22 protein-coding genes and 2 tRNA genes are annotated in these 21,762 nt (G+C 59.4%); 13 read left to right on the top strand and 11 right to left on the bottom strand.

The genetic code is table 11. From position 1 onward, the window contains the following. Positions 1–34 precede the first annotated feature (34 nt). Together NT137_02390 and NT137_02385 are read left to right on the top strand one after the other, a co-directional pair. Positions 35–112, top strand: a tRNA-Pro gene (locus tag NT137_02390). Positions 113–438: 326 nt separating this feature from the next. Then, on the top strand, positions 439–996 hold the full coding sequence (locus NT137_02385) for a TATA-box-binding protein (GenBank protein ID MCX6652186.1): 558 nt from the start codon (positions 439–441) through the stop codon (positions 994–996). Between the two features lie 330 nt (positions 997–1,326). Here NT137_02385 and NT137_02380 read toward each other — a convergent pair whose 3' ends face one another. Continuing rightward, positions 1,327–1,449 carry a hypothetical protein gene (locus NT137_02380; GenBank protein MCX6652185.1) on the bottom strand — a complete coding sequence of 41 codons (123 nt, stop codon included), beginning with the start codon at positions 1,447–1,449 and terminating at the stop codon, positions 1,327–1,329. 33 nt (positions 1,450–1,482) lie between these two features. Next, positions 1,483–3,252 carry an IPT/TIG domain-containing protein gene (locus NT137_02375; protein ID MCX6652184.1) on the bottom strand — a complete coding sequence of 590 codons (1,770 nt, stop codon included), beginning with the start codon at positions 3,250–3,252 and terminating at the stop codon, positions 1,483–1,485. Between the two features lie 564 nt (positions 3,253–3,816). Between NT137_02375 and NT137_02370 the strand changes: the two genes are divergently transcribed. Next, a complete protein-coding gene (locus tag NT137_02370) occupies positions 3,817–5,265 on the top strand; it encodes an APC family permease (GenBank protein MCX6652183.1) in 1,449 nt (482 codons plus the stop codon). A 203-nt stretch (positions 5,266–5,468) separates the two neighbouring features. Here NT137_02370 and NT137_02365 read toward each other — a convergent pair whose 3' ends face one another. The 5 genes from NT137_02365 to NT137_02345 form a co-directional block, all read right to left on the bottom strand. Then, positions 5,469–8,063 carry a hypothetical protein gene (locus NT137_02365; GenBank protein ID MCX6652182.1) on the bottom strand — a complete coding sequence of 865 codons (2,595 nt, stop codon included), beginning with the start codon at positions 8,061–8,063 and terminating at the stop codon, positions 5,469–5,471. After that, positions 8,060–9,565: a glutamate synthase-related protein gene (locus NT137_02360; protein MCX6652181.1), complete on the bottom strand. Its 1,506-nt coding sequence runs from the start codon at positions 9,563–9,565 to the stop codon at positions 8,060–8,062. The genes NT137_02365 and NT137_02360 overlap by 4 nt, the downstream gene beginning before the upstream one ends. Position 9,566: 1 nt before the next feature. Further along, the gene (locus tag NT137_02355) at positions 9,567–10,922 is read right to left on the bottom strand and encodes a glutamate synthase-related protein (GenBank protein MCX6652180.1); all 1,356 of its coding nucleotides are present in this window, start codon (positions 10,920–10,922) and stop codon (positions 9,567–9,569) included. Position 10,923: 1 nt separating this feature from the next. After that, entirely contained in the window at positions 10,924–12,954 is a 2,031-nt protein-coding gene (locus tag NT137_02350; GenBank protein ID MCX6652179.1) for an FAD-binding protein, read from the bottom strand. A gap of 464 nt (positions 12,955–13,418) precedes the next feature. Next, positions 13,419–14,474, bottom strand: a complete 1,056-nt coding sequence (locus NT137_02345) for an aminopeptidase (GenBank protein ID MCX6652178.1) — start codon at positions 14,472–14,474, stop codon at positions 13,419–13,421. Positions 14,475–14,577: 103 nt separating this feature from the next. On the opposite strand from NT137_02345, the gene NT137_02340 reads away from it, so the two are divergent. Beyond that, a complete protein-coding gene (locus NT137_02340; protein MCX6652177.1) occupies positions 14,578–15,069 on the top strand; it encodes a redoxin domain-containing protein in 492 nt (163 codons plus the stop codon). Positions 15,070–15,072: 3 nt separating this feature from the next. On the opposite strand, the gene NT137_02335 is transcribed toward NT137_02340, so the two are convergent. Beyond that, complete coding sequence (locus NT137_02335) at positions 15,073–15,633, bottom strand: class I SAM-dependent methyltransferase (protein MCX6652176.1); 561 nt, start codon at positions 15,631–15,633, stop codon at positions 15,073–15,075. Between the two features lie 7 nt (positions 15,634–15,640). Continuing rightward, on the bottom strand, positions 15,641–16,306 hold the full coding sequence (locus tag NT137_02330) for a diphthine--ammonia ligase (GenBank protein ID MCX6652175.1): 666 nt from the start codon (positions 16,304–16,306) through the stop codon (positions 15,641–15,643). 95 nt (positions 16,307–16,401) lie between these two features. On the opposite strand from NT137_02330, the gene NT137_02325 reads away from it, so the two are divergent. The 3 genes from NT137_02325 to rpiA are packed head-to-tail and all read left to right on the top strand — an operon-like array spanning position 16,402 to position 17,945. Continuing rightward, positions 16,402–16,557, top strand: a complete 156-nt coding sequence (locus NT137_02325; protein MCX6652174.1) for a hypothetical protein — start codon at positions 16,402–16,404, stop codon at positions 16,555–16,557. A 4-nt stretch (positions 16,558–16,561) separates the two neighbouring features. Beyond that, positions 16,562–17,272 carry a creatininase family protein gene (locus NT137_02320; GenBank protein ID MCX6652173.1) on the top strand — a complete coding sequence of 237 codons (711 nt, stop codon included), beginning with the start codon at positions 16,562–16,564 and terminating at the stop codon, positions 17,270–17,272. Between the two features lie 4 nt (positions 17,273–17,276). After that, a complete protein-coding gene (gene rpiA / locus NT137_02315) occupies positions 17,277–17,945 on the top strand; it encodes a ribose-5-phosphate isomerase RpiA (protein MCX6652172.1) in 669 nt (222 codons plus the stop codon). Here the strand turns inward: rpiA and NT137_02310 are convergent. Further along, positions 17,942–18,310, bottom strand: coding sequence for an ArsR family transcriptional regulator (locus tag NT137_02310; protein MCX6652171.1), 369 nt, complete (start codon positions 18,308–18,310; stop codon positions 17,942–17,944). The two genes, rpiA and NT137_02310, sit on opposite strands and share 4 nt — an antisense overlap. Before the next feature lie 405 nt (positions 18,311–18,715). Between NT137_02310 and NT137_02305 the strand changes: the two genes are divergently transcribed. From NT137_02305 to NT137_02285, 5 genes are all read left to right on the top strand, one after another. Next, complete coding sequence (locus NT137_02305) at positions 18,716–18,994, top strand: 50S ribosomal protein L44e (GenBank protein ID MCX6652170.1); 279 nt, start codon at positions 18,716–18,718, stop codon at positions 18,992–18,994. 5 nt (positions 18,995–18,999) lie between these two features. Then, entirely contained in the window at positions 19,000–19,173 is a 174-nt protein-coding gene (locus NT137_02300; protein MCX6652169.1) for a 30S ribosomal protein S27e, read from the top strand. 1 nt (position 19,174) lies between these two features. Then, positions 19,175–19,957, top strand: coding sequence for a translation initiation factor IF-2 subunit alpha (locus NT137_02295; protein MCX6652168.1), 783 nt, complete (start codon positions 19,175–19,177; stop codon positions 19,955–19,957). A gap of 64 nt (positions 19,958–20,021) precedes the next feature. Further along, positions 20,022–20,195: an RNA-protein complex protein Nop10 gene (locus NT137_02290; GenBank protein ID MCX6652167.1), complete on the top strand. Its 174-nt coding sequence runs from the start codon at positions 20,022–20,024 to the stop codon at positions 20,193–20,195. Beyond that, positions 20,188–20,946, top strand: coding sequence for a proteasome assembly chaperone family protein (locus NT137_02285; GenBank protein ID MCX6652166.1), 759 nt, complete (start codon positions 20,188–20,190; stop codon positions 20,944–20,946). Before NT137_02290 ends, NT137_02285 begins: the two co-directional genes overlap by 8 nt. A gap of 144 nt (positions 20,947–21,090) precedes the next feature. Here the strand turns inward: NT137_02285 and NT137_02280 are convergent, their stop codons facing one another. Next, positions 21,091–21,330 (bottom strand): ribbon-helix-helix domain-containing protein, encoded by a 240-nt coding sequence (locus NT137_02280; protein MCX6652165.1) that lies wholly within the window; start codon positions 21,328–21,330, stop codon positions 21,091–21,093. Positions 21,331–21,519: 189 nt separating this feature from the next. Here NT137_02280 and NT137_02275 point away from each other — a divergent pair. Further along, positions 21,520–21,625: transfer RNA gene (locus tag NT137_02275), tRNA-Tyr, on the top strand. Positions 21,626–21,762: the final 137 nt, after the last annotated feature.

Here is a 21,762-nt window from a genome sequence, read left to right as displayed (position 1 = left end):
CGCCAACGTGTCTTTCGGAACGCCGATGGGCGATGGGTCTGTGGGGTAGCTTGGTCCATCCTACGGGCTTTGGGAGCCTGAGACCCCGATTCAAATTCGGGCAGACCCACCACTTATCTTATCCAGTACTCTCATTCTTCGTAATATCGAAAATACTGGTTCTCTTCAACAAGGAGAAGGTAGCGCCAGACCTCCTACGGCCATGCGGATCATCGTTTCACGGTACTTAGGGGTCTTAGTGCTAAGTGGATGCTCAAGTCACGTTTTCGTAGAGGAAAGGAAATGGGAAGCGGTTTGTGCGCCGCCCTCTAAGCCCTCTAGGATTGAAGAAAAAGCCAAAGTGCCGAACGTGAATTGAGATTTGATTTGCCTCCTAACGATAAGGCTTTTCACATAGCTATTTCGTCGTACCATCAATAGGTATTCTCTTGGGACATCATGAATGCAATCGAAACCAGACCGCGAGTAGAAAATATTGTGGCTTCGACGCAATTTGCGAAAGAACTTGATTTATGCACGGTCGCCGAGAAACTCACAGGATCAGAATACGACCCTGATAGATTCCCTGGCCTCATTTACCGGCTCAGCGACCCAAAAACTGCAATTCTCCTTTTCAGAAGCGGGAAGGCTAATTGCACCGGTGGTAAAAGTCTGGAAGAAGTCCGAAGAGCAATACGAAGATTCGCTATTATTTTGAACAAGTTAGGCATCCCTGTCGATTCTGATCCCGAGATCATCGTACAAAATATGGTTGCGGTATACGATATCGGTTGCGCTTTGAATCTAGCAAATCTGGCAATGTCATTGGGCCTTAAAGACATAGAGTATGAGCCAGAGCAATTTCCAGGCCTTGTCTACAGATTGAGAGATCCCAATGTTGTCTGCCTCCTGTTTGGCTCTGGGAAGATGGTAATCACGGGGGCAAAGAATGATAGGGATATTGGATGGACTGTAGATAAGGTCGTCCAGGTTCTCCGCCAAACCGGATTTCTTTGACAGTGCAACGGGACGATGGTTCAACTTCTCAATCGATCGATTTCCTTACTGAGGCTAGGATATGTGTCGACAGGGACAGACAGCCGATCTTGGGGGTTGGTCAAGACGACCAGGGAGATTCCGAGGCTTCCCAATCTCCGCGTCCAGCCAACTCCGTTGTCATGAAGGAACGGCCGAAATGGGTGGATGGCCGATTCGTAAAGCTGCGGAATGAAATGGATCGTTGCCCGTTCAACACGGTCGCGAACCGGGTCCTTCGAGGTAGAGCCGCACGGTATGCTAAATCCACGAGGGAAGAGCGTAAAAGGAAGATTATGCGGGTCCACGCTATCATTTAGGAACTTCGGGAAGCCGGCTCATGTCGCCGTTCACCGTGACCGAAGTCAGGGCAGAGCGGAAGTCCTTCAGCTTGAACCTCACTCCAGATAGCTTCTCCACCTTCGCCTTCTTCATCGGGAATGAGAAAAAAGGGTTTCGAGGGAGCGATCAGCCTAACTTTCTCCCGCAGTTGCCGCAGAACGTCGTTCCCGGGGCCAGGGGGGTGCCGCATTGGGGGCATGAGCTCATGGCCGGGGGACTCTGCCCGCTGCCTCCGCCAGGGGTCGTACCGAGCTTAGGCCCATGCGCCCTACTTCTAATCACCAGGAGAGCGACGACCGCGACCACTGCCACGGCCGCGACCACTCCAACGATGACCATCAGATCCAATCCACCGCCCCCAGGCTTGACCGAGGCGATGCCAGACATGGCGCTCTTGGTGCTTGTGGAGTTGACCGCCAGCACGGAGTAGTAGTAAGTGGTGCCATCCTTCACGTCCGTGTCCGAGCAGCTGGTCCCGGTGACGCTCTTGAGGAACTTCATGTCCTTCAGGGAGGTTCCCTTGTACACCTCATAGGATACGATGGTCCCCATGTTGGCTGGCGCGGTCCACTGGAGATCGACCTTGCCGGAGGAGGGCGTGGCCGTAAGACCGCCGGGCACGTATCCTTGCGGCTGCACAAGTATTGCGCCCTGCACCAGGTCGTACTGCGTGTCCGGGTTCGTCAGCTTGAGGTTCTGGTAGCCCACCGGCAGCCCGGATGGAGCCTTGGCGATCACGTAAGTGGATGTCGTCTCAAGGATCTCGCAGGCCGTGGAGGTGACCTGCACCGTGCATCCGGTCAAGAAGTATGAGCCGGTCACGTTGATGACGAACGAGGTATCCGTTCCGGCCTTGACGGGAACGACCGAGGTGATTGCCGGCGACTGAACGTTGGTCATCTGGAAAGCATTCGGGAGCGTGACCTTCGATCCGCCAGGATTCGTGACATTGATCGCGTAATTGCCGACCGCGAGCCCACTGGGAACGAGGAACTCCAGCTTCTCAGAGTTTAGGACGCTCACGTAGAGCGCCTGGATACCGCCAATCTCCACCTGCGCGCCGATGCAGAAGTTGAGTCCCTGGACCGTCACCTTCTTACCGACGCCGCCCGCTCCAGGCGATGCTGCGGACAGTGTCACCGGGGGCAGTGCCCCATTGAGCACGTTGACGTCATCGATCAGCCAGCCGCGGAATCCATTGTATAGGTCGTCCCGCGTCTCGAAGAAGAAGGCGATGTTGACCACCTCTCCCACATAGTCGGAGAGCTCGACTTTGATGTTCTCCCAGACCCCAGGTGAGCCGAGGCCAGCGGAGCTATAGGGCTTCCATGAGTTCCCGTTCACGTCGTTCAGGGGGTTGATGGCGCCGAGGTAGTGGCTGGAACCGCCGCTCACGTTCACGAACACCTTCATCATGTCGTAGCGGTCGACGTCCACTCCCTCGATCTCCCACCAGGTCTCGAACGACAGGAATGCGGATGTCAGCCCGCTCAGATCGATGCTGGGGGATACGAGCCACCCGTCGTTGGGTGCGATCGATTCGCCCCCGCTCTCATCATCCTGGAGGGGGTTGAAGTCGCTGCCGATGAAAGTCCCGGTCGACGCTTCCCCATACCAGTAGCACTTGCCGTCGCTGTACGCGCTGGGCAGGTGACCGTTGTCCGGCAGATGCACCAGGCGGGGGTTAATCTGAGCGCTGATCGCCAGATTCTGGGGGTTCTCCACCTTGTTCCAGAAGCCGCTGTGCGTCCAGCCCTTGTCAACCCCATCGAAGTTGTCGAAGAACACGCTCGCCGGTACTGCTGCCGCCGCAGGGGTCACGATGACCATTAAGCTCGAACGCATCAGAGCCGGAATAATCGCTGCCAGGATCATCCTGCACTTGTCCAGTTCCATAATCTTCCACCTTGCTGATTGCGCTAAGTTGAAAGAGAATATTAATGTTTAGCGCTCTGAATGCGTACCTAGGTTTGTTGAAATCTGCCTTTGAGATGATCCTTCTCCGTTTGTCCTGCGTAAGGAACCACCAGGCAGCCAATCCTCCAACCGAATCGCGGCGCAATGGATATTCCGCGCCCTTATTACGGACGAAAACCGCCTTCCTGCTCGTGTTGACCCTCAATTCACCGATGACCGACTTGGGCTCATGAGCGTAAATCGATACATAATCCCTCCACCGTCCATTCATCTTTAGCCAGACAGCCTTTTCCAGCTTGTGCTGCTTGAGCAGGTTAGCGTTGTTTTTTCCTATGGGAACATAAAGCCTCACTCACTGCGGTCTGAGGTCGCCCGATTGGGCGCTCCCGACAAGCGAAGCCTCCCGATTGGAATCAGACCTGTCCGTAAGGCCCGAATAACCATGTTTTCGAAGCACTGGATGGACGATTCATTCTAATACTAGAGACTGATTCTCATTGGCAGTTGGATGTATCATCCAATTCAAGGTACGGAACTATAAAAATGTCGGAGGACAAGGCAAACAACGGCCTGCACCGGAGCATCGGTTGGCGGCAGGGATTCCTCATCGGGATCGGGATACCTCTCGCCATCGTCCCGACGATCGGATTCACGGTCTCTTTTCTTTGGGCCGCTTCCATCGTTCTTTGGGGCATGTCCGTGATCCAGGGGTTCTTGCAGAACATGGCGTTCGGCGAGCTCGCCACCGCATTCCCCAAGGTCTCGGGCATACCGGGCTTCGCGCAGGAGATATTCAAGAGCAAGAAGATCGAAGAAAATAGATTCGATAGAGGCCGATTGATCGGCGGGTTTTGCGCCTGGGCTTACTGGCTGGTTTGGGCGCCTGGCCTGGCGGTCTTCATCGTTCTCATCGGCAGCTATCTGCAGGCGCTCTTCCCTGCCCTGGCGACTACCGATGCTCTTGTCTTCAATCTAGCATTGGGCGCGGTCATTCTAGGAGGCCTCGCGCTGCTTTCCTCTAGAGGGTTGAAGCACAGCGCCCGGCTGGGACTGTTGATCGCTATCTTCACCATCATACCAATCATCATCATCGTCCTGGCTCCGTTCGTGACGGGCAACTTCCACGTGGAGAATATCACCAATGCGCTCGTTCCGGCGGAATGGAGCTGGGATGCTGACCATATCATGCTGATCCTGGGCTTGATGGTCATTGCTCAGTGGAGCGCATGTTGCTGGGAGGTGGTGGCGATCTACGGACCGGAGTACAAGAAGCCGAGTTCCGACGTGAAGAAGGCGCTCTTCTCCGTGGGCATCTTCTGCTTGGTCATGTACGTGCTCATCCAAACATCGGTCGTCGGCGCCTTGGGCGTGGACGGGGTGTTGGCTCAGCCGATCTCGCCTTTGCAGCCGGTTGCGGAGATGGCGTTCGGCAGCATCGGGGCGTCAGTGGTCATCTTGATGCTAATCGGCGCAATGATATTGCTCATCCAAATAGGATATTCCGCGGCCGCAAGGGCGATGCACGCCATGTCCCTGGAGGGCAATCTTCCCCGGTGGTTCGTCCGAACGAACTCCCGGGGAGAGCCGATGCGCGCCATCTATGTGATCGCGGTGTTCAACATGCTCCTGATTCTCTTGGGGAACCCGGTGGCCATCCTCGCGGCCTCGGCCATCGGGTACGTGTTTGCGTTCGCCATCGGGCTGTTCGCCTACGTCAAAGCGCACCGGGACCCGACCCTGATGAAGCTGGAGAGACCGTACAAAGCCCCGAGAGGCTGGGTATGGATCGCCCTGGCGCTGGGCATACTGCAGATACCGCTTCTGCTCGTGGGGGCGATATACATCAACAACCTGGCGTACGGAATAATGCCCACGCTTGTCGGCTTCGGGGTGCTCGCAGTCTTCTTCCCACTGTGGGCCTACTCGCAGCGGGAGAACCGGAGATTGGACAAGGCAAAGGAAGACCTGAGCGTAGAGGTTGAAACGAACTGAGTCTTGTCCACTGGAGAGTCTGATCCATCGCTCCCTTGTATGGGTCTGAATGCGAGGGGCGGTCCCTATCTTTTCCAATCGTTCGCCGCTCTGGCCTCGCACATAGCGGCTTTCTGCTGAGCACTGGGTGCGAGATGCACCACGCGCTTCCGGGAGAGAACATCTTCGCCCTTATCTTGGTGGGAGTGGACGAGCTATCGCAGCTAGTCCGAATCATCCTCGACCTGCTCGCTCTTGGAGAGGGCGGAGAGCGGCACGACCTCGACCTTCTTGTAGATCTCCCAGGGCTTCACCTGCGCCCCATCCTTTCGCAGCAGCACATCCTCCACCGAGATGCCGAAAAGCCGCTCATTCTCCCTCAAGTATGGAAGTACCGCCTCCCAGTCCTTCTCGGTGAGTGAAGCTATCCTCCCTCCGTTCAGCTGGTCCTCGCCTACCTTTCCCTTCGGGTCGCGCACGTAGATCGCGCCCCCCGAGGCGAGTGAGAAGAGGTTACCGCCGGGATATGGCTCGGGAAGGTCGAAGGCTCCACCGTCGCCATCGAAGCCCAGGGCGTTGAGGATCACGAAACCCCCTCCGTTCAACGGATCTCCGGCCATGAACGACTCTGCAAGATAATCCAGGCAAGTGCCGTTGATGACCACGCGCGGCTTTCCGACGGCGTTGATGAGCGGTCGCCCAGCAGCGTTGCCTAGGATGAAGACCTCGCCGCCCTTGGACCCGTACATGAAAGTCTGCCCGACGTCCCCGTGCACCACCAGCTTACCGGAGTTCAGGATCTGGCCCAGCTGGTCCTGGGCGTTGCCGTGCACCGTGATCGAAGCTCCGTCCAGACCGGAAGCGAGGTAATCGCCCGAGCTGCCATAGACTTCGATCTCGATACCCTTCGACCGCGGTCCGAGGCCGCAGCCGAAGAAGCGCTGGCCGTGCGCTCCGATGACGATGATGCGCTTCCATCCAAGCTCTGCCCCGCGGCAGATGAGGTGGGAGACGCCCTCCACACCCTCCATCGGGAAGCCCTCGCAATCGATTACCAGGGCCTTTTCCCCCTCCCCCGGCGCGCGGATCTGGCGATGCCCTTTCAGGTCCACCAGGACGAACCCCTGGCCCGATGAAGCGTGGAGCAGGGCGTTCACTCCCTCGTTCAGCCTGGAGAGCACCCGGCTCCTCCGCAGCCGGCCTGTGGAATAGCGCCGGTCCATCGCCAGGGTGAGCAGGGCCAGCCTCTTCTCCACATCCTTCGCGCTCGAGCCCGACGAAGACAGGAAGGAGATGGCGCCCATCGCTTCCTGCGCGGAGGCGCGGGCGATGGCTTCCTTCCAAACATGGAAACCGTCCTCCACGCTGGAGGCGAGCATATAATCGGCGAGCGACGAGGTCGCTTCCTCAGGCAGCGGCCCGGACATGGCGGCGTCCTGCTGCCTCTCGTATCTCTCGCCGGGGACGGAAACGCACGCCCCGAACTTGTTCGTGCAGACCAGCTCTCGTCCGTTGCCGGGCACCTCAGCACCCAGGGTGAATATGAATGCCCCGCCGTCCGTATGGCTCCCGCCCCTGGCGTTCCAGTACAGGTCCGCCTGCTGCGGCACCGACCGGAACTCCGTGGACAGGCTGCGGAGCGACGAATCGATGGCTTGCTTCTCCGAGGCTATCAATCCGACCTGCACCTCGCCCTCGACCAGGGCGAAGACCTGCGGCCGCAGCATCGATGTGTCTGTGATCCCGATGAGCTGCAGCCTGTCCTCGTAATGGTCGTTGCGGCTGATGATGAAGAACCACGGTCCGTCCGGCGAACGATGGAGGTGCGTCGACTGGATCGCCCGGTACACCTTCTGCTTCTCCTCGGACAGGAGGTGGAAGTCCCTCTCGGTGGTGGGCGCGAGCGCCTCCAGAATGTACTCCAGCGGATAGCCATAGACGCGATTGAGCAGGTCAAAGAGCAGCACAGACACCTCCGTATCGGTAAGGAAGAGCGGGGTGATGCCCTTCTGCCCCAAGTACTCCGTCATGGAGTAGTAGTTGGCGAAGTCGCCGTTATGCACCAGCGCCTCGTCCAAGCCCATGAACGGATGCGCCCCTCCCGGGTGCCAGACCCGCCCCTTTGTCGGATACCTCTGATGCCCGATCCACATATGCGCCTGGAAGTCCTCCAGCTTGTAGTAGTGGATGACGTCCTCGGCGTAGCCCACGATCTTCATGATGAGCATGTTCCGCCCATGGGACATGACGAAGGCGGACATCGAAGTGCCAGCGTAGTATTTCTTGTTGATCTGGAAGCTGGTCTGGTACACCAGCTCGTCCTCCGCGCGTCTCCGGTCGACGTCGTGCAGCGCGTTCTCCTGGACGAAGCGGTCTAGGACCTCCTTCTTGGCCCGGCAGAAATAGCGGTGCACCACGGGAGGGGTCACCTCCAGGCGGCCGAGCAGGGCGGGATCGTCGCTGGTGGCCACTCGATGCGACGCGTGCACGTCGTAGGTGGTGAAGATGAACTCCTTTTCCAGCTGCTCCCTTACATCCTCCTTCAGGTACGCGACCTGCACCAGGTAGTCCTGCTCCAGGGTATTCCGGTCCACTCCCAGCTGTTCGGGGACTAGGCCGACGGCGGAGATGCCTCCTCCCTTCCCGTTCCCCCGGTTGTGCATCTGCTCCAGCGGCTGCAGGATGTGCGAGCCTCGGATGGGACGCGAGGCGACCAGGCCGACCACGCCGCATCCTCCCTCCGCCTCTTGCGGGACGTACTTGAACGGTGCTTGATGCAGCTTCCTCCTCGACTCCAATAGCGCCTTGGCATGGCTCATGGCAGCATCCTCCCTGGGGTACCGGCATAGCGGAGCAGGTCCATCCGCCCCCTGAGCTGTCTCAGATCGTTCATGTCCAGGCGGAAGAGGAGTTCGCACCACTGCAGCCTCCACGAGCGATAGAGGTTGCTCAGCCTGCGCGCCAGGATGGGTATCTGGTTCAGCTGCTCCAGCTCCTTGTCCGTGGTCGCGATCCCGCGGGGGCAGCCGCGCCCGCTCTCGCAGTTGGCGCAGCGCACGCATCCCATGGCGACCAGCTCAGCGGTCCCGATGACCACGCCGTCCGCGCCCAAGGCGATGGCCTTGGCGACGTCCATGGCCGTGCGGATTCCGCCGCTCGCTATGAGCGTCACCTCTTCCCGGATGCCCTCCTTCTCCAGGAAGCGATGCACCTTCGGGATGGCGTACTCGATCGGCATGGCGATATTCTTCTTCGCGATCTCCGGTGCGGCCCCGGTGCCCCCGTACCCTCCGTCCAGGTGCACGATGTGCGCGCCGGCGTAGTACGAGCCGACCGCCACCATCTCCACGTCGTTCGGGGTGGAGACCTTTACCGAGAGCAGCGCCCTGGGGTTCACCGAGGCGATCCAGTCCAGGTGCTTCTTGTGGTCCTCGACCGAGTACACGGAATGGAACGGGAAGGGGGAGAAAAGGTTGGTGAATGGAACGGCCTCTCTCATCCTCGCCACGTCCGGGGTGTTCTTCTCGTACAGCAGATGCCCTCCAAGTCCGGGCTTCGCCCCTTGAGCGTACTTGAACTCGACGATCGGAGCTCGCTTTATCGTCTCCTCCCGCACCCCGAACAGCCCGGTGGCGATCTGCGTGATGACGTGCTCCTTGTAAGGGATGAGCAGCTCTGGATATCCGCCCTCACCGGTGCAGGTGAAGGTCCCCCACTCCTTCGCCGCCATGGCCCGGGCGAGCATGGTCCTCTGGCTGATCGAGCCGAAGGACATGCCTCCTCCGTACACCGGGATGGGGATGCGCACCCTCGTCCCTTCCTTCCGGTGGTTCAGGTCGATGGCCGTGGAGATCGATTCGGGATCGAAGCTGCCCTTCAATGGAGGCAGCTCGAATGACATGCGGTCGAACCCTCCTTCCGAGGCGCCGGTGTTCGCCGGGTGGTCCAGGGGCAGGGGTTCGCCGCTCTCCGCCATCTTCCACGTCCCAAGTATCATCTCCGCCGTCCAACGGGGATCGCCCATGCTGGTGAACATCGGGTTGGCGCTCAAGGACAGCGATCCAGTGGGGCAGTTCTTGACGCAGTGGAAGGAGTTCGAGGCGCAGCTCGGACCGATGCATTTTGGGTCCGCCGGAGGCAGGATGCTCACGTGCCCCTCGACGCGTCGGTGCACGCCGTATGGGCAGAGGGATGCGCACGTTCCGCAGTTGATGCAGGTGTCCGCCCGCGTCACCCGGTACCGGCTCATCCGCTTCAGCAATTGTGGTGGCACCTGGCTGTAGTCGTCCTCGGTCGTCGATTCGAAGAACTTGGTCGCCATCTCAGGCACCTCCCTTGATGCCGGCGAAGGCGTCCTTCTCCGCTTCCTCGAAGAAGATGGCCCGCCCGATCTCGCCCCTCAACCGGCGCGCTTCCCGCATCCCCATGGCGCCCATGACCTCCAGCAGCTGGTCGCGCCAGGCGCCGATCAGGTTCACCGCCCTCCACTTCGACCAGTCGGATGTGACGTTCTCGCGGTCCGCCATGCAGCGGTCCTTATCGCAGTCGGCGCAAGCCTGGCAGCCCAGGGCCACTTTCAGCGCCCGCTCCAGTCCGACGGCGTCCGCCCCGCAGATGAGGCTCTTGGGAACGTGCTCCGCCGCGGCCAGACCGCCTCCGGCTATGATGCTCACCCTTTCCCGGAGCGAAGCTGTTACCAGCGCGCGGTTCACCGCCATGAGCGAATCCTTGGCCAGCCTGCCATCGGCCTCCTGGCCTTGCTCGTCGTAAAGAATATGGACCACGTCCACCTCGGATGATGCCAGCTCGACGACCTCGCTCTCGACGCCGTTCCTGGCCTGGATCCGGATTCCGACCGCCGCCCCGCCGAACCGCTCCTTGAGCGCTCTCAGATCCGACCTCCAATCGGACGAATGCTCCACTTCGACCATCCTCGGACTGGAAAGGTCCGGGTTGGCGGACGTCCTGCCCGATGCGAACACTGGAACCATCGATTCGTTGCTGCCGTTGGGCAGAGGTCCCTCCGCCGGCGCGATGAACAGGGTGCCGAGGGTCTTCGCCGCCTGCATCAGTCCTTTTCTGGCCTGCGGCGTGAGGTCGATCCGCGTGAGGTCCAGGACCATGGGGATGGGAAGCTCCACGAAACCGGGCATCTTCGTCATCAGCCTCCCGGCCTCGTCGAACTCAAGGTAGTCGACCCTCTTCCCCAGGTCGACGCTGGTGGATATGAACTCCCTTCCGTGGATGCCGTCCCTGGTGGGGCGCACGATCTCGGACATGTCCGTCCACATTGAATCGTAGCCTGGGCCTACGAACTTGCCTCTATAGCCGGCGCCGAACACCGGGATCTTGCCCGTCCAGGCCTCGTTCCAGATGGTGAACACCCGCTGGGGCGTCCAGAGCCCTCCCCCCAGTCCGAGGTAGAGGGGCGAGAGCTCGACCGACAGCGCGCGCTGCGGGCAGTCCTCGACACAGCGCAGGCAGTTCTTGCACAGATGGCTCTTCGGCTCGGCCATGGTCCTGGGGTCGGAGGCGTCCCGCTCGTGCACGCCATAGACGCAAGCGTCCTTGCACCGACCGCAGTTCATGCAGCGGTCGCTCCTGATCACCGATGACTTTGAGAAAGGCACTCCCGCGGGAGGCATCTCTTTCTTTGGGACGTGGTAGCGCTCGTACATCTCACTTGCCTCCCTGGACGGTCTTGCTGGGAGCGCCGAGCACCAGGCCCCTTTCCACCAGCGCGTCGTAGGCGGGCGATTTCTCAGCCACGGATACGAAGCGCTTGATCTCCGCCTCGTCCTTGCCATGCTCCTTCTCGAGCCTTCTCTCCATCTCCTCGTACACCTCGATGAGGTGGAGCTTCGACTGGCAGACCTGCTCGCAGGCCTTGCAGCGCATGCAGAGGAAGACGCGGTGCGCGTGCTCCTTCGATATCTCCTTACCTTGGGCTATGCGGCGGGCCGCGAGCAGCTTCCCTCGCGCCGTCACCCGCTCATCTTTGGTCATGATATACGCCGGGCAGACGCCGACGCACGCTCCGCACATGGCACACTCGTCGGCCGCCCTGAGGAGCTGATCGTCGCCCACCCGGTCGAACGCCTTGGCCGCCGAGATGACCTTCATCCCGGCGGCGGACAGCGGTCCCATCCGGTTCACCAGCTTGAGCATGCTGCCTAGGACCCCAGGGGCGAACATCACCGCGGGGAATCCTCCCAGTCGCCCTCCCAGGCGCGGGTATTTTCCGCGGTTCATGATGCCGGCGGGATCGAGGTCGGCCTTCGCCCCGGCCAGATCCTCTTCCTCTCCCGCCTGATCGGAGAACATGTTGTTCCAGACCCCTAGCGAGTACGGGCGCGCGCCCGCCTCCATGAGGGCGCTGCTGATGAGCAACCCACGGAACGAGTCCATGGTGTACCGCAGCGTTTTCGCCTGGTCCGTGGTGTAGTAAGTGAGAAGAAGCCCGTCGCCCCCCGGCATGAAGTGCACCTCCATCAGCGGGGAGAGGCCGTGATGGCGGCACATCTCATCGGCGCGGGCGGCGATCTCCGGCAAGCGTTCCCGGGGGGCCATGACTTCCGACCCCATCAGCCCCGGGCCGAGCTTGCGGAACTTCATGGGGAAGAAGCGCTCGTTCCAGATCAGATTGGCGAGATAGGGTTCCGCGCGCATCGCTCCCGGCGGCACCGCCGAGGACGAGGGAACGGCATCCTTGCTCTCATAGCACGCCATTACCCCGTGCTTGATGGGGAAACGCGAGCGGCCCAGGAGGCGGTTGATCGCCTCGAACTTCGCTGGGCTGTAATAGGTGAGGTCCAGGGGAGGCGTGGGCGACTGCGCTAGGAAAGTCGCGTACCTGAGCGCTTTCGCCCGGTCATTAAAGAGCACCAGGGTGGGGAGAGGCGCCTTGGGCCTGGGCCGCGCCTGAAGCGTCACGGAGACGATGACCGCCAGCCGCCCTTCGCTGCCGAAGAGCGAGGCGAACCGCTTGTCCGAAGGGCGAAGCGTTCTGACCTGGCCATCAGAGGTGACCACTTCCAGCTCGTTCGCCCAGCGGCTCAGGTGCCCGCCGGACACGCTCCCGATCCCTATCCCTCCGGTGGCGACCCAGCCCGCGACGGTGGAGAACCTGCTCGAGGGCGAAGATCGAACCATCAGATCATGCTTCTCAAGGAACCAGTCGAGGTCGGACCATCTCATGCCCCCTTGGACTTTGACGAAGCTCTTGGCGGCATCGAAATCGAGCACCCGATCCATGGCGTTCATGTCCATCACGATGCCGCCTTTGACCGGCATCGAGCCGCCGAACGGAGAGGAGCCTGCCCCTCTGACCACCACAGGGACGCGTTTCGAGGTGGCGAATCGCAGAACCGCGACCACGGCTTCCACGGAAAAGGGCTGCACTACGACGCCTGGCATGCTTCGGAAGAGGACATTGCGGAGTAAATCTGGCACATCCGCCTGATCTCTGGAGTATAGGGCGCGCCAGCCTTTGGCTGATATCACCATGAGGTCAGGGATCTTCAGGTCGTCGATGGCCTTCGCCAATTCTCCTCTCTTCCCTTCATCCTTTCCTGGGAAAAGAGCATCGATGCCGAACCGCGTCGTCCACGGGTCTGCTGACGCTGGAGGGGTCGAGAGCGGATCGATGGCCGTTTCGGCAACGGGAACTGGCTCGGTCTGATGAAGGGTCTCAGAGGAGCTGGCGTTCAAAGAAGTACCCCTCTTCCTTCATCGGTGTCGTTCTCAAGCGACCAACACGCAGTGTGACCGTTTTGCACTGAGCCATTCGCAGCCCCCTGCCGACCGCCGCCCGCTGACGATCGCGCCCTTCTCGGTGATGGAGCGGACGCAACTCCCTCGATGGCGTGGCCCTCAGTGGGCACAGACAACAACGATTCTAGCTTTATAGGTATCGTGCATTTGTCTAATTCTAAGGCTCTGATGGGCTCAAGGAATCGTGTTGTTGCACAATAAGCGATGCATCAATAGACAAATGTCTAAGGAATGAGCGTTTTTTTGACTTTGCGCTGAATTGGCCCGTGCTATGTCGCTCCTGGTCGTACGGTCAGTAAGAATGGGTGAAGAGCCTCTGATCATGGCGAATATCGACCCCATCAATCTCTGCAGCGCGAGCAGACTCAAGGTGAGGCGGCTACGCTGCGCAGAGAGCGGAATCAGAGCAGCAACTTGCCGCCCTTCATGATTTGCTCGCCGTCGGCCCAGATGCTGGGCTTCTTCACCAGACAGTCTTGATGGATGAGCGCCGGACCGTCGTTGTCGTAGTTCGCCCCGATGGCGAAGTGCACCGTGCCTCCCACCTTCTCATCTTCCAGCATGTTGCCGGTCATGGTGGCCTTGTGATTCAGCCCGATGCCCAGCTCGCCCAAATGGCGAGCGTTCCTCTCTTCGGTCTTCAACCCTTTCTCCCGAGCCATCTGCTCGCCTTTCTGGATCACGGCCAGGAGACCTTTGGCCTCCTCTCCTCCGGTCACCTTGCTCACGTAACCGTCCTTGAACTCCACTTTGACTGGGGTCTTGGCTAGGACCGCGTGCGGCACCAGATCCACCGTGCCGTCGAAGACTATGACGCCCTTCGTACTGGCGACCACGGGCGAGATGTACACCTCCCCTGCCGGTAGGTTCCCTCCCTTACCAGGCGAACGGAAATCGCCGTCGTCCGCCCTTCCAGGTCGCCCTGCGACGGAAATGGTGACGTCCGTCCCCGCGGGAGCGGTCACGTGCACCTCCTTCTTGCCCTTCATCGCCTCCACCAGTTTGGCGGCGCTGGAGCGCATCTCATCGTAATCCAGGTCCACGCAGCGCTGGAACATGTCCAGCGTGACCGTCGGAGACCAGAAGCCTCGTACGCGCCTGTCACCGAATATCGATCTCATGTATACGTGTTCGTACTTCTTGCCATCCCGGCCAATGTAGCCAACGCTCATTCCGAACGGGTCCTTGCCGGTCTTCTTGCTGTTCAGGCAGAGGCAGATGTCCGGGGCGGATTCCATCGCCTCCAGCACCACCCTCTCAGCGTAATCGTAGGTCGTCTTCTCAGGTTGGACCATCATCACTGGCTTTCCACCGAGAGCGCGTGTTTCTTCGTAGATCGCCTTGGCTATCTGGAACACCTCACCTTCGAAATTGGTGATGATGAGCACTTCTTCGCCGGGCGTGAGAGCGAGCACTTTTTCCATGGCCACCTTGGCCGCCTTCTTCAATGATGCCATAGGATGCCTCCTTCGGAGCGACTCGCCATTCACCTTCGAGCTATTTCCGCGTTCCGCTTCGCCATGCAAACGCAGAATATGCAGTATGCTCTTCCGGTGGACGATGGACCGTTCTTCGACCCTTAAGGCCGGTGATCCTGCTCCGGAGTTCCAGATCCCGGACGAGATGAACGAGCCAGTGTCGCTGCGAGAGCTGACGAGGAAAGGGCCGGTGGCCTTGCTCTTCTTCCCTTCCGTCTGGGGGATGATGTGCAATGTGGAGATGGGCACCTTCCGGGACATGTTCGGGGAGTTTCAGGCAACTGGAGGCCAGCTGATAGCGATAACCACCAACTCTCCCATGTCCAACGCTCCCTACCGAGAGCACATGCGCCTGCCGTACCAGATCCTGAGCGATTTCGACGGCCGGGTCTCGGGGCAGTACGGCATTCTATGCGGGGAGGAGGGCTACCTGGCCGGAAGGTCCAATCGGGCCGTTTATATTGTGGAGCGGGACTTGAGGCTCAAATACGTCTGGGTGGCCGATGACCCTTCCTATGAACCGGACTACGATCTGGTGCTCAAACTGCTGACCGAGGCCGCCAAGGAAGGCTGAGGCTCAGAGGCGGATCATCTCCAGCTGATAGAACTCGTCCAGTGAGTGCCTCTTCTCCAACCTCACGCTGTTGAAGCAGGCCTCCGCTTCCTCCGCGGTCAGCCTCTCCTCTACGGGCGGACCGAAGGACGTCGGTTTCTTTTGGAAATCCACCACTGTCATCCGGCCCCCGGGGCGGAGCACGCGTTCCACCTCCTCCGCCAGTCGATCGCGATCCTCCACCTCATGCAGCACATTGACCAGGAAGACATGATCGAAGGAGGGCGCAGAGAAGGGCAGGCGGTCCACCTGTGCCTGCACCAGATATACGTTGGAGCGCGCGAACTCAGAGAGCGAGCTCCAGAGCGTAGTAAGCATCTCTTTCTGCGAATCCACGGCCACCACCGCCTGGCAACGAAGTGCTAACGGCACGCTCAGATAGCCGATGCCGCACCCTAAATCGGCGCAGACCTCGTCCCGTCGCACCTCGGCCCTTTCCAGGATGCCTTCCGCAGGCTGGACTTTCATCCGGTTCTCGTTCTTGAGATGCGCCTTGTCCTTGGCGTCGAACTGATGTGGGCTCATGCCTTGCTCACCCTTCCTCGAGAGCGAGAACGCGCAGGCTTCCGCCGTCCCGCCTCGTGACCACCTCTTTCCCTACAGCCTTGAGAGGATGCCGATGGAGAGGGGAATCGAGCACCAATGTCTCGTACTCTCCTCCCTCGCCGGATACGTTCATGCCCCAACGCCGCGAAAGGGAGACGAGCTCATCCACCACCGGAGGATCGATCTCCCTCCCTAGCCAGGATGGGGCCAGACCCTCCGCCGAAACACGGACGAAGACCGCTCGCACACCGGCCTGCACCATGTCCCGCAAGAGCATCTCTTGGTCCTTTCTCCAGAGGGGGGAGAAGACTCGCAGGCCGAGCTCCTCGCACACGCCGTTGATCCGGTCCCATTGATAGTCTGAGACGATGGCACCGGTGACGACCCCCTCCACATCCAGATCCTTGAGCGCAGATCGGAGCGCGGCCAGGTCCCCCTCTTCGCCTCCCTCGCTCTCCACGGTCAGGAGATCCAGGCCCATCGCACGCGCCATCTGCGGCAACAGGTGAAGGTTGGGGGTATGGAAGAGCCACGAATCCTCCTCCTTGGGAAGGATGCTTACCATGGTTCGCACCTCGTGACCCAGCTGGTGCATGAGGAACGCGGCATAGGTGGAGTCCTTGCCGCCGGAGAAGAGCACCGCCAGCCTCATGTTCGCTTCAACGTCGTTCCGGGTATTTCTGACCTCGCTGCCTCCGTTCTGAGGGACCGCGCGGGTTTTTGTATGGACGATGCGTTCTTCCTCTCATGTACTGTCCAAAGTGCGACAGGACCATCAAGAAAGAGCGCCTGGCCCAGATCAACCAGGAGCTCAAGGAACGCTACAAGAAGGACTCCCTGGAAAGGGGGCTGTGCCCGGTGTGCGGCACCGGCCTTATCGACCTGGAGAAGGTCCGGAAGTGATAAAATGAAGATCGGAGAGATGACCTCGAAGGAATTCGCTGAGGCGATGAAGCGCGAACCTATTGTCTTCCTGCCCATGGGGGCCACCGAGGCCCATGGCATACATCTACCCCTGGCCACGGACTGCTATCAACCAGAGGCGCTGTGCGCTGACCTGACGAAGGAGTTCGACGGCCTCCTGGCACCCTCCGTTCGCTACGGACACCACTCGTCCACCCGCAATATGCCCGGCACCATCGGCATCGAGTCTGAGACATTGAAGGCGCTGGTCATGGACATCCTTACCTCGATGCACCGCCAAGGCATCCACAAGGTGGTATTGGTGAGCGGGCACGCTGGGACCATCCATCTGGCGGCCATCCGCGATGCTGCCGAAGAGGTCGTCCGCGATACAGGGATGAAGCTCATGGTTCTCTCGGACTACGACATCGCCTACAAGTACCCGATCAAGAGCGACCCCGATTGTCCGGACGGGCACGGGGGCCTGGTGGAGACTTCCAGGGTGCTGGCATTGAGACCAGAACTGGTGAAGAGCAAGCGGAAGAGAGGGAAGTTCTTGAGCCAGGATTTCATGGTCATCGCCGACCCGGAACGCTGCTACCCGGCGGGCATGGTGGGCGATCCGAACAAGGCGACGGCTGAGCTAGGCGAGGACATCAATCAGTTCATCTTCGATCGCATGTGCTCGCTGATCAAGGACAATTTCAAGGAGTGATGGCGTGGACAAGAAGAGAGCGGCGGCGGAGGAGGCAGTGAAGCTCATAGAGGATGGCATGACCGTGGGTCTGGGCACGGGATCCACGGCCAACTACGCCATCGAAGCCATCGGCCGGAGGGTGGCCGGGGGATTGAGGATCAAGGGCGTGGCCACCTCAAAGAGCACGGAGGCGCTGGCCAGAAAGCAAGGCATTCCCTTGGTCGACCTGAACGAGGTGGAGATCATAGACATGACCATCGATGGCGCGGACGAGGTGGATCCGTTCATGAACCTGATCAAGGGCATGGGCGGTGCGCTTCTGCGGGAGAAGGTGGTGGCGTTCGCCTCAGTCGAGGAGGTCATCGTCGTGGACGACTCCAAGCTGGTGCGGGTTCTAGGCACAAAGTCGCCGCTGCCGGTGGAAGTGGCTCAGTTCGGTCACCGGAAGACCAAGAGCGCCATGGAGAGCCTAGGATGCACGGCGAACTTGAAAGGCGAAGGAAGACCGTTCGTCACCGACAACGGCAACTATGTCTACGAATGCAGATTCGCTCGCATCGATGACCCTGAGCTCCTGGAAGCGGAGCTGCACCTCATACCGGGCGTGGTGGAGAGTGGCCTGTTCGTCGACCTGGTCACAAAGGTGATCATCGGCACGGATGGCGGCGTGGAAACGAGGAAGAAGAATTAGGGTTGGACCGTTTGCTTGAGCAGCTCGATGTTGCTCACGATGCGCTCGATGCGCTTGCGCTCATCCTTTTCCAGTGCCTCCAGTATCTTCTCGAACGGGATGGACAGGCGGTAGGCGTGCACCGGACGACCCTTTCCCTCCTTCTTGATGTCCCGCTTGTTGACCCACTTCCTCCGTCGCAGTTCTTGCATGGCGATGGAGACCTCTGGCTGTCGCAGGGCGGTGGAGACCTCGATCTCAACGGACGTGGTCTCCTCCTTCTTGCGCAGGAAGGTGAGGGTCTTCGCCACGTTCTTCGGCAGGCCGGTGTTCACGAGAAGCTCCACCAGCGTTTCGTCCTTCTTGCTGAAGCCCCGCTCACCCATATTTTTCACTCTCCCAAATATTATTCAGAACATATATATCCTTTTCTATTTCATTACTAGATTCAAATGTCTGGCTAGTGACTGGATGAGGCCTCCAGAATAGCCAATTCTTCTTCTGGATATCAATCATCTTCTGAGGAAAACGCAAACATCAACCGCTATAAAAATATCATAGTTCTATTATTGTCCGCCATACAACGATTCGCAGAGGTGGTCTATCCTGAGAGGTCAAAAAGAGGCTCTGTGACCACATAATCCAAGCGCCTGATTCGTTCGGTCCTGTCCGCTTGATCCCTCCGGATAGCGCTCATAACGAGCCAGATGCTCAAAGCTCCGACATGTCTCTGCTAAGGATTTATATATCAATTGCATATTAGGGCAACTTACGTCCGAAGGTGACAATCCATGAAGATGCCCAGGACAATTAGCACTTACTGCCCTTTCTGCAAGGTCCACAAGCAGCACGAAGTAGAAAGGGTCAAGAAGAAGAAGGCCAGCGAACTCAAGTGGGGGCAGAGGCGATTCAGGCGTGCCACGTCTGGTTACGGCGGTTTCCCCAGGGCGAAGCCTGAGGGCCGAGAGAAGCCGACGAAGCGCGTGCCACTAAGGTACCGCTGCAAAACCTGCAAGAAGGCCCACCAGAAGCAGTGCTTCCGGTCGAAGAAGTTCGAGCTATCGGAGTGATGGCAATGGTTCACAGCGGTAATTTCATCAAGATCAAGTGCCCGGACTGCAGCAACGAACAGATCGCGTTCAAACGGCCTGCCACATCGGTGGTCTGCCACGTCTGTGGCTCCACCCTCATCAAGCCGACCGGAGGGACCGGTCAAATGAAAGGGCAGCTGCTTGAGGTGGTCGATTAGGATGTCGAGGACCAGCGAGTTCCCCGAGGAAGGGGAGCTCGTTGTCAGCACCGTGCAGAGCGTGAAGAGCTTCGGCGCCTTCGTCACTTTAGATGAGTACGGCAATAAGGAGGGCTTCGTCCATGTTAGGGACGTAGCCACCGGCTGGGTAAAGTACATCCGGGACTACATCAGAGAAGGACAGAAAGTGGTGTGCAAGGTCGTGGGCGTGGACACGTCCAAAGGGCACATCGACCTCTCGCTGAAGTCCGTCAACGAACACCAACGCCGAGAGAAGATCCAGCAATGGAAGAACGAGACCAAGGCGGACAAGCTGATGGAGATCGTGGCGGACAGGCTAAGCATAACCGCGCAAGAGGCCCACGACCGCTTCGGACACCTGCTGGTGGACAAGTTCGGTTCTCTCTACGCGGCCTTCGAGCAGTGCACCGCCAACGGAGAAGCGCTGGAGGAGAACGAGCTCCAGGGTGATTGGACCGAAGCTTTCATCCAGGTGGCCAGGGAGAATGTCGCCCCACCGTTCGTGCAGATCTCCGGCATCATCGAGCTGAAGTGCCCCGGTTCCGAGGGAGTGGACTGCATCAAGAAGGCCTTGATATCAGGCATCGAGACGGGCGGAGACAACGTTAGCGTTCAATACGTGGGAGCCCCTCGTTACCGCGTGGTCGTGTCGGCGCCGGACTATAAGACCGCGGAAGAGGACCTCAAGACCGTCACGAACGAGATGATCGCCACCGTCAGGAATCTGGGCGGCGAGGGCGAGTTCCACCGGGATGGCAAGTGAGCCAAGAACATGCCGGACTGGCGCAATTACTTCTACTCGCATCACAATTAAGGAAAGGTTAATAATGAGGACCCTGCTAAGAAGGTGCCCGAGCTGTCAGGAATATACGCTGGGAGCCAAGTGCCCGCGCTGCGGAGCGCAGGTCGAGGTCCCTTTGCCCCCTAGGTACTCGCCCGATGACCGCTACGGTGAGTACAGAAGGAGACTGAAGAAGGAAAGAGGCGATTACAATGGATGACATCAAGACCGTAGTGATAGAGTGGCCGGAGCTGGAATCCCCCATTATGGTGGAGGGGTTGCCTGGTGTCGGGAACGTAGGCAAGCTCGCCGCTGAGCACCTGCTGGAACAGCTCAAGGCCAAGAAGTTCGCTGACATCTATTCCAAGTTCTTCCCTCCCCAGGTGCTCCTGGATGACAACGGCGTCATCCGCCTTGTGAACAACGCTCTCTACTACTCCAAAGGAGAAGGAAAACGCCCAGACCTGGTCCTCCTGGTCGGAGACTACCAAGGATTGACACCAGAAGGGCAGTATGAACTCTCGGACCACGTCTTGCAGTTGGCCAAGAAGCTCAAGGTGCAGACCATATTCACCCTGGGCGGCTATGGCATCGGCCGCATAGTGGAGAACCCCCGAGTACTGGGAGCGGCAACGGACCTGGAGCTGGTGGAGGAGATGAAGCAGAAGGGAGTGATCTTCTCCAAGGGCGAACCGGGAAGCGGTATCGTGGGCGCAAGCGGCCTTCTGCTCGGTCTGGGCCGCATCGAAGGCATGCGCGCGGTCTGCCTGATGGGTGAGACCTCCGGCTACTTCGTGGATCCGAAGGGCGCAGAGGCCGTTCTGCGAGTCCTAGCGAGCATCCTCAACGTGGAGGTGGACTTCAGCGAGCTGGAGAACAAGGCACAGCAGATCGATATGATCGCTTCCAAGATCAAGGACCTGGAGTCCCCCCAGGAACCGAAGCGCGAGGACCTCGGCTACATTGGCTAGACAAGCCTCGGCCGCAAAACCCCTTTAATCACATTTCTGCCTAGAGCTAGCTAGGGCTGCCGCTCAACAATGGAGAAAAAAAAGGGGGGAGGTAATCGTGAACCTCACGGTCAGAGAATGTGCATCCCATCCCATCCTCTCAGGCTACTTGTTCAAGTACTGCTCTTCGAAGGTCTCCATTTCTGCCAGGGTGCGTTCCGCTTCCTCCATCTTCTTGACCTTGTCCATGACCAGATCGACCCGGTCATAGACGAAATCGCGGACGGCGGCTCGGACCGCCTCGGACCTCGAGGGAAAGTCGTCTAGTTTCACCAGGAAGTCGAGGGCTCGTATGTAGCGTGCGGGAAGGCGCAGCGTTACCTTCTCCAGCTCGTTGTCTTCCATCCTCGCACCTGAAGACCTAAGAGGTCGGATAGACCTCTTCTGTCCGACGTTTCGATGATATGTTCTGGAGCATATTTAAAGATTGCCCCCTTGATTAAAATCCGCTGAGAGGCTGGAATGGCAAAAGAGCTCGAACAAAATTTCAAATACGGAACTTGTAATAGGGTTCTTGTAATAGGGTTCTGAACCCCCGACTTAGCTCAGTCTGGTTAGAGCGGCTGACTGTAGTAGGTTGCCGGTATTCCGGTATCCAGCCGTTATCAGCAGGCGCCCGGTTCAAATCCGGGAGTCGGGACTCCTTCATTTCTTCAGATCTAGACCGTGCGCTAATGCCCAGATCATGCTGGCAGAGATGAACCTGTCCTGAAACTGCCCGTCGGGTGATTCTGGCATAGGATGCGTCATCCAGTTCAGGCTTCGACGACCCCGTCT

The sequence above is a fragment of the Methanomassiliicoccales archaeon genome (assembly GCA_026394375.1).
Lineage (GTDB): Archaea > Thermoplasmatota > Thermoplasmata > Methanomassiliicoccales > UBA472 > JAJRAL01.
This window is presented reverse-complemented; position numbering and strand designations above follow the sequence as displayed.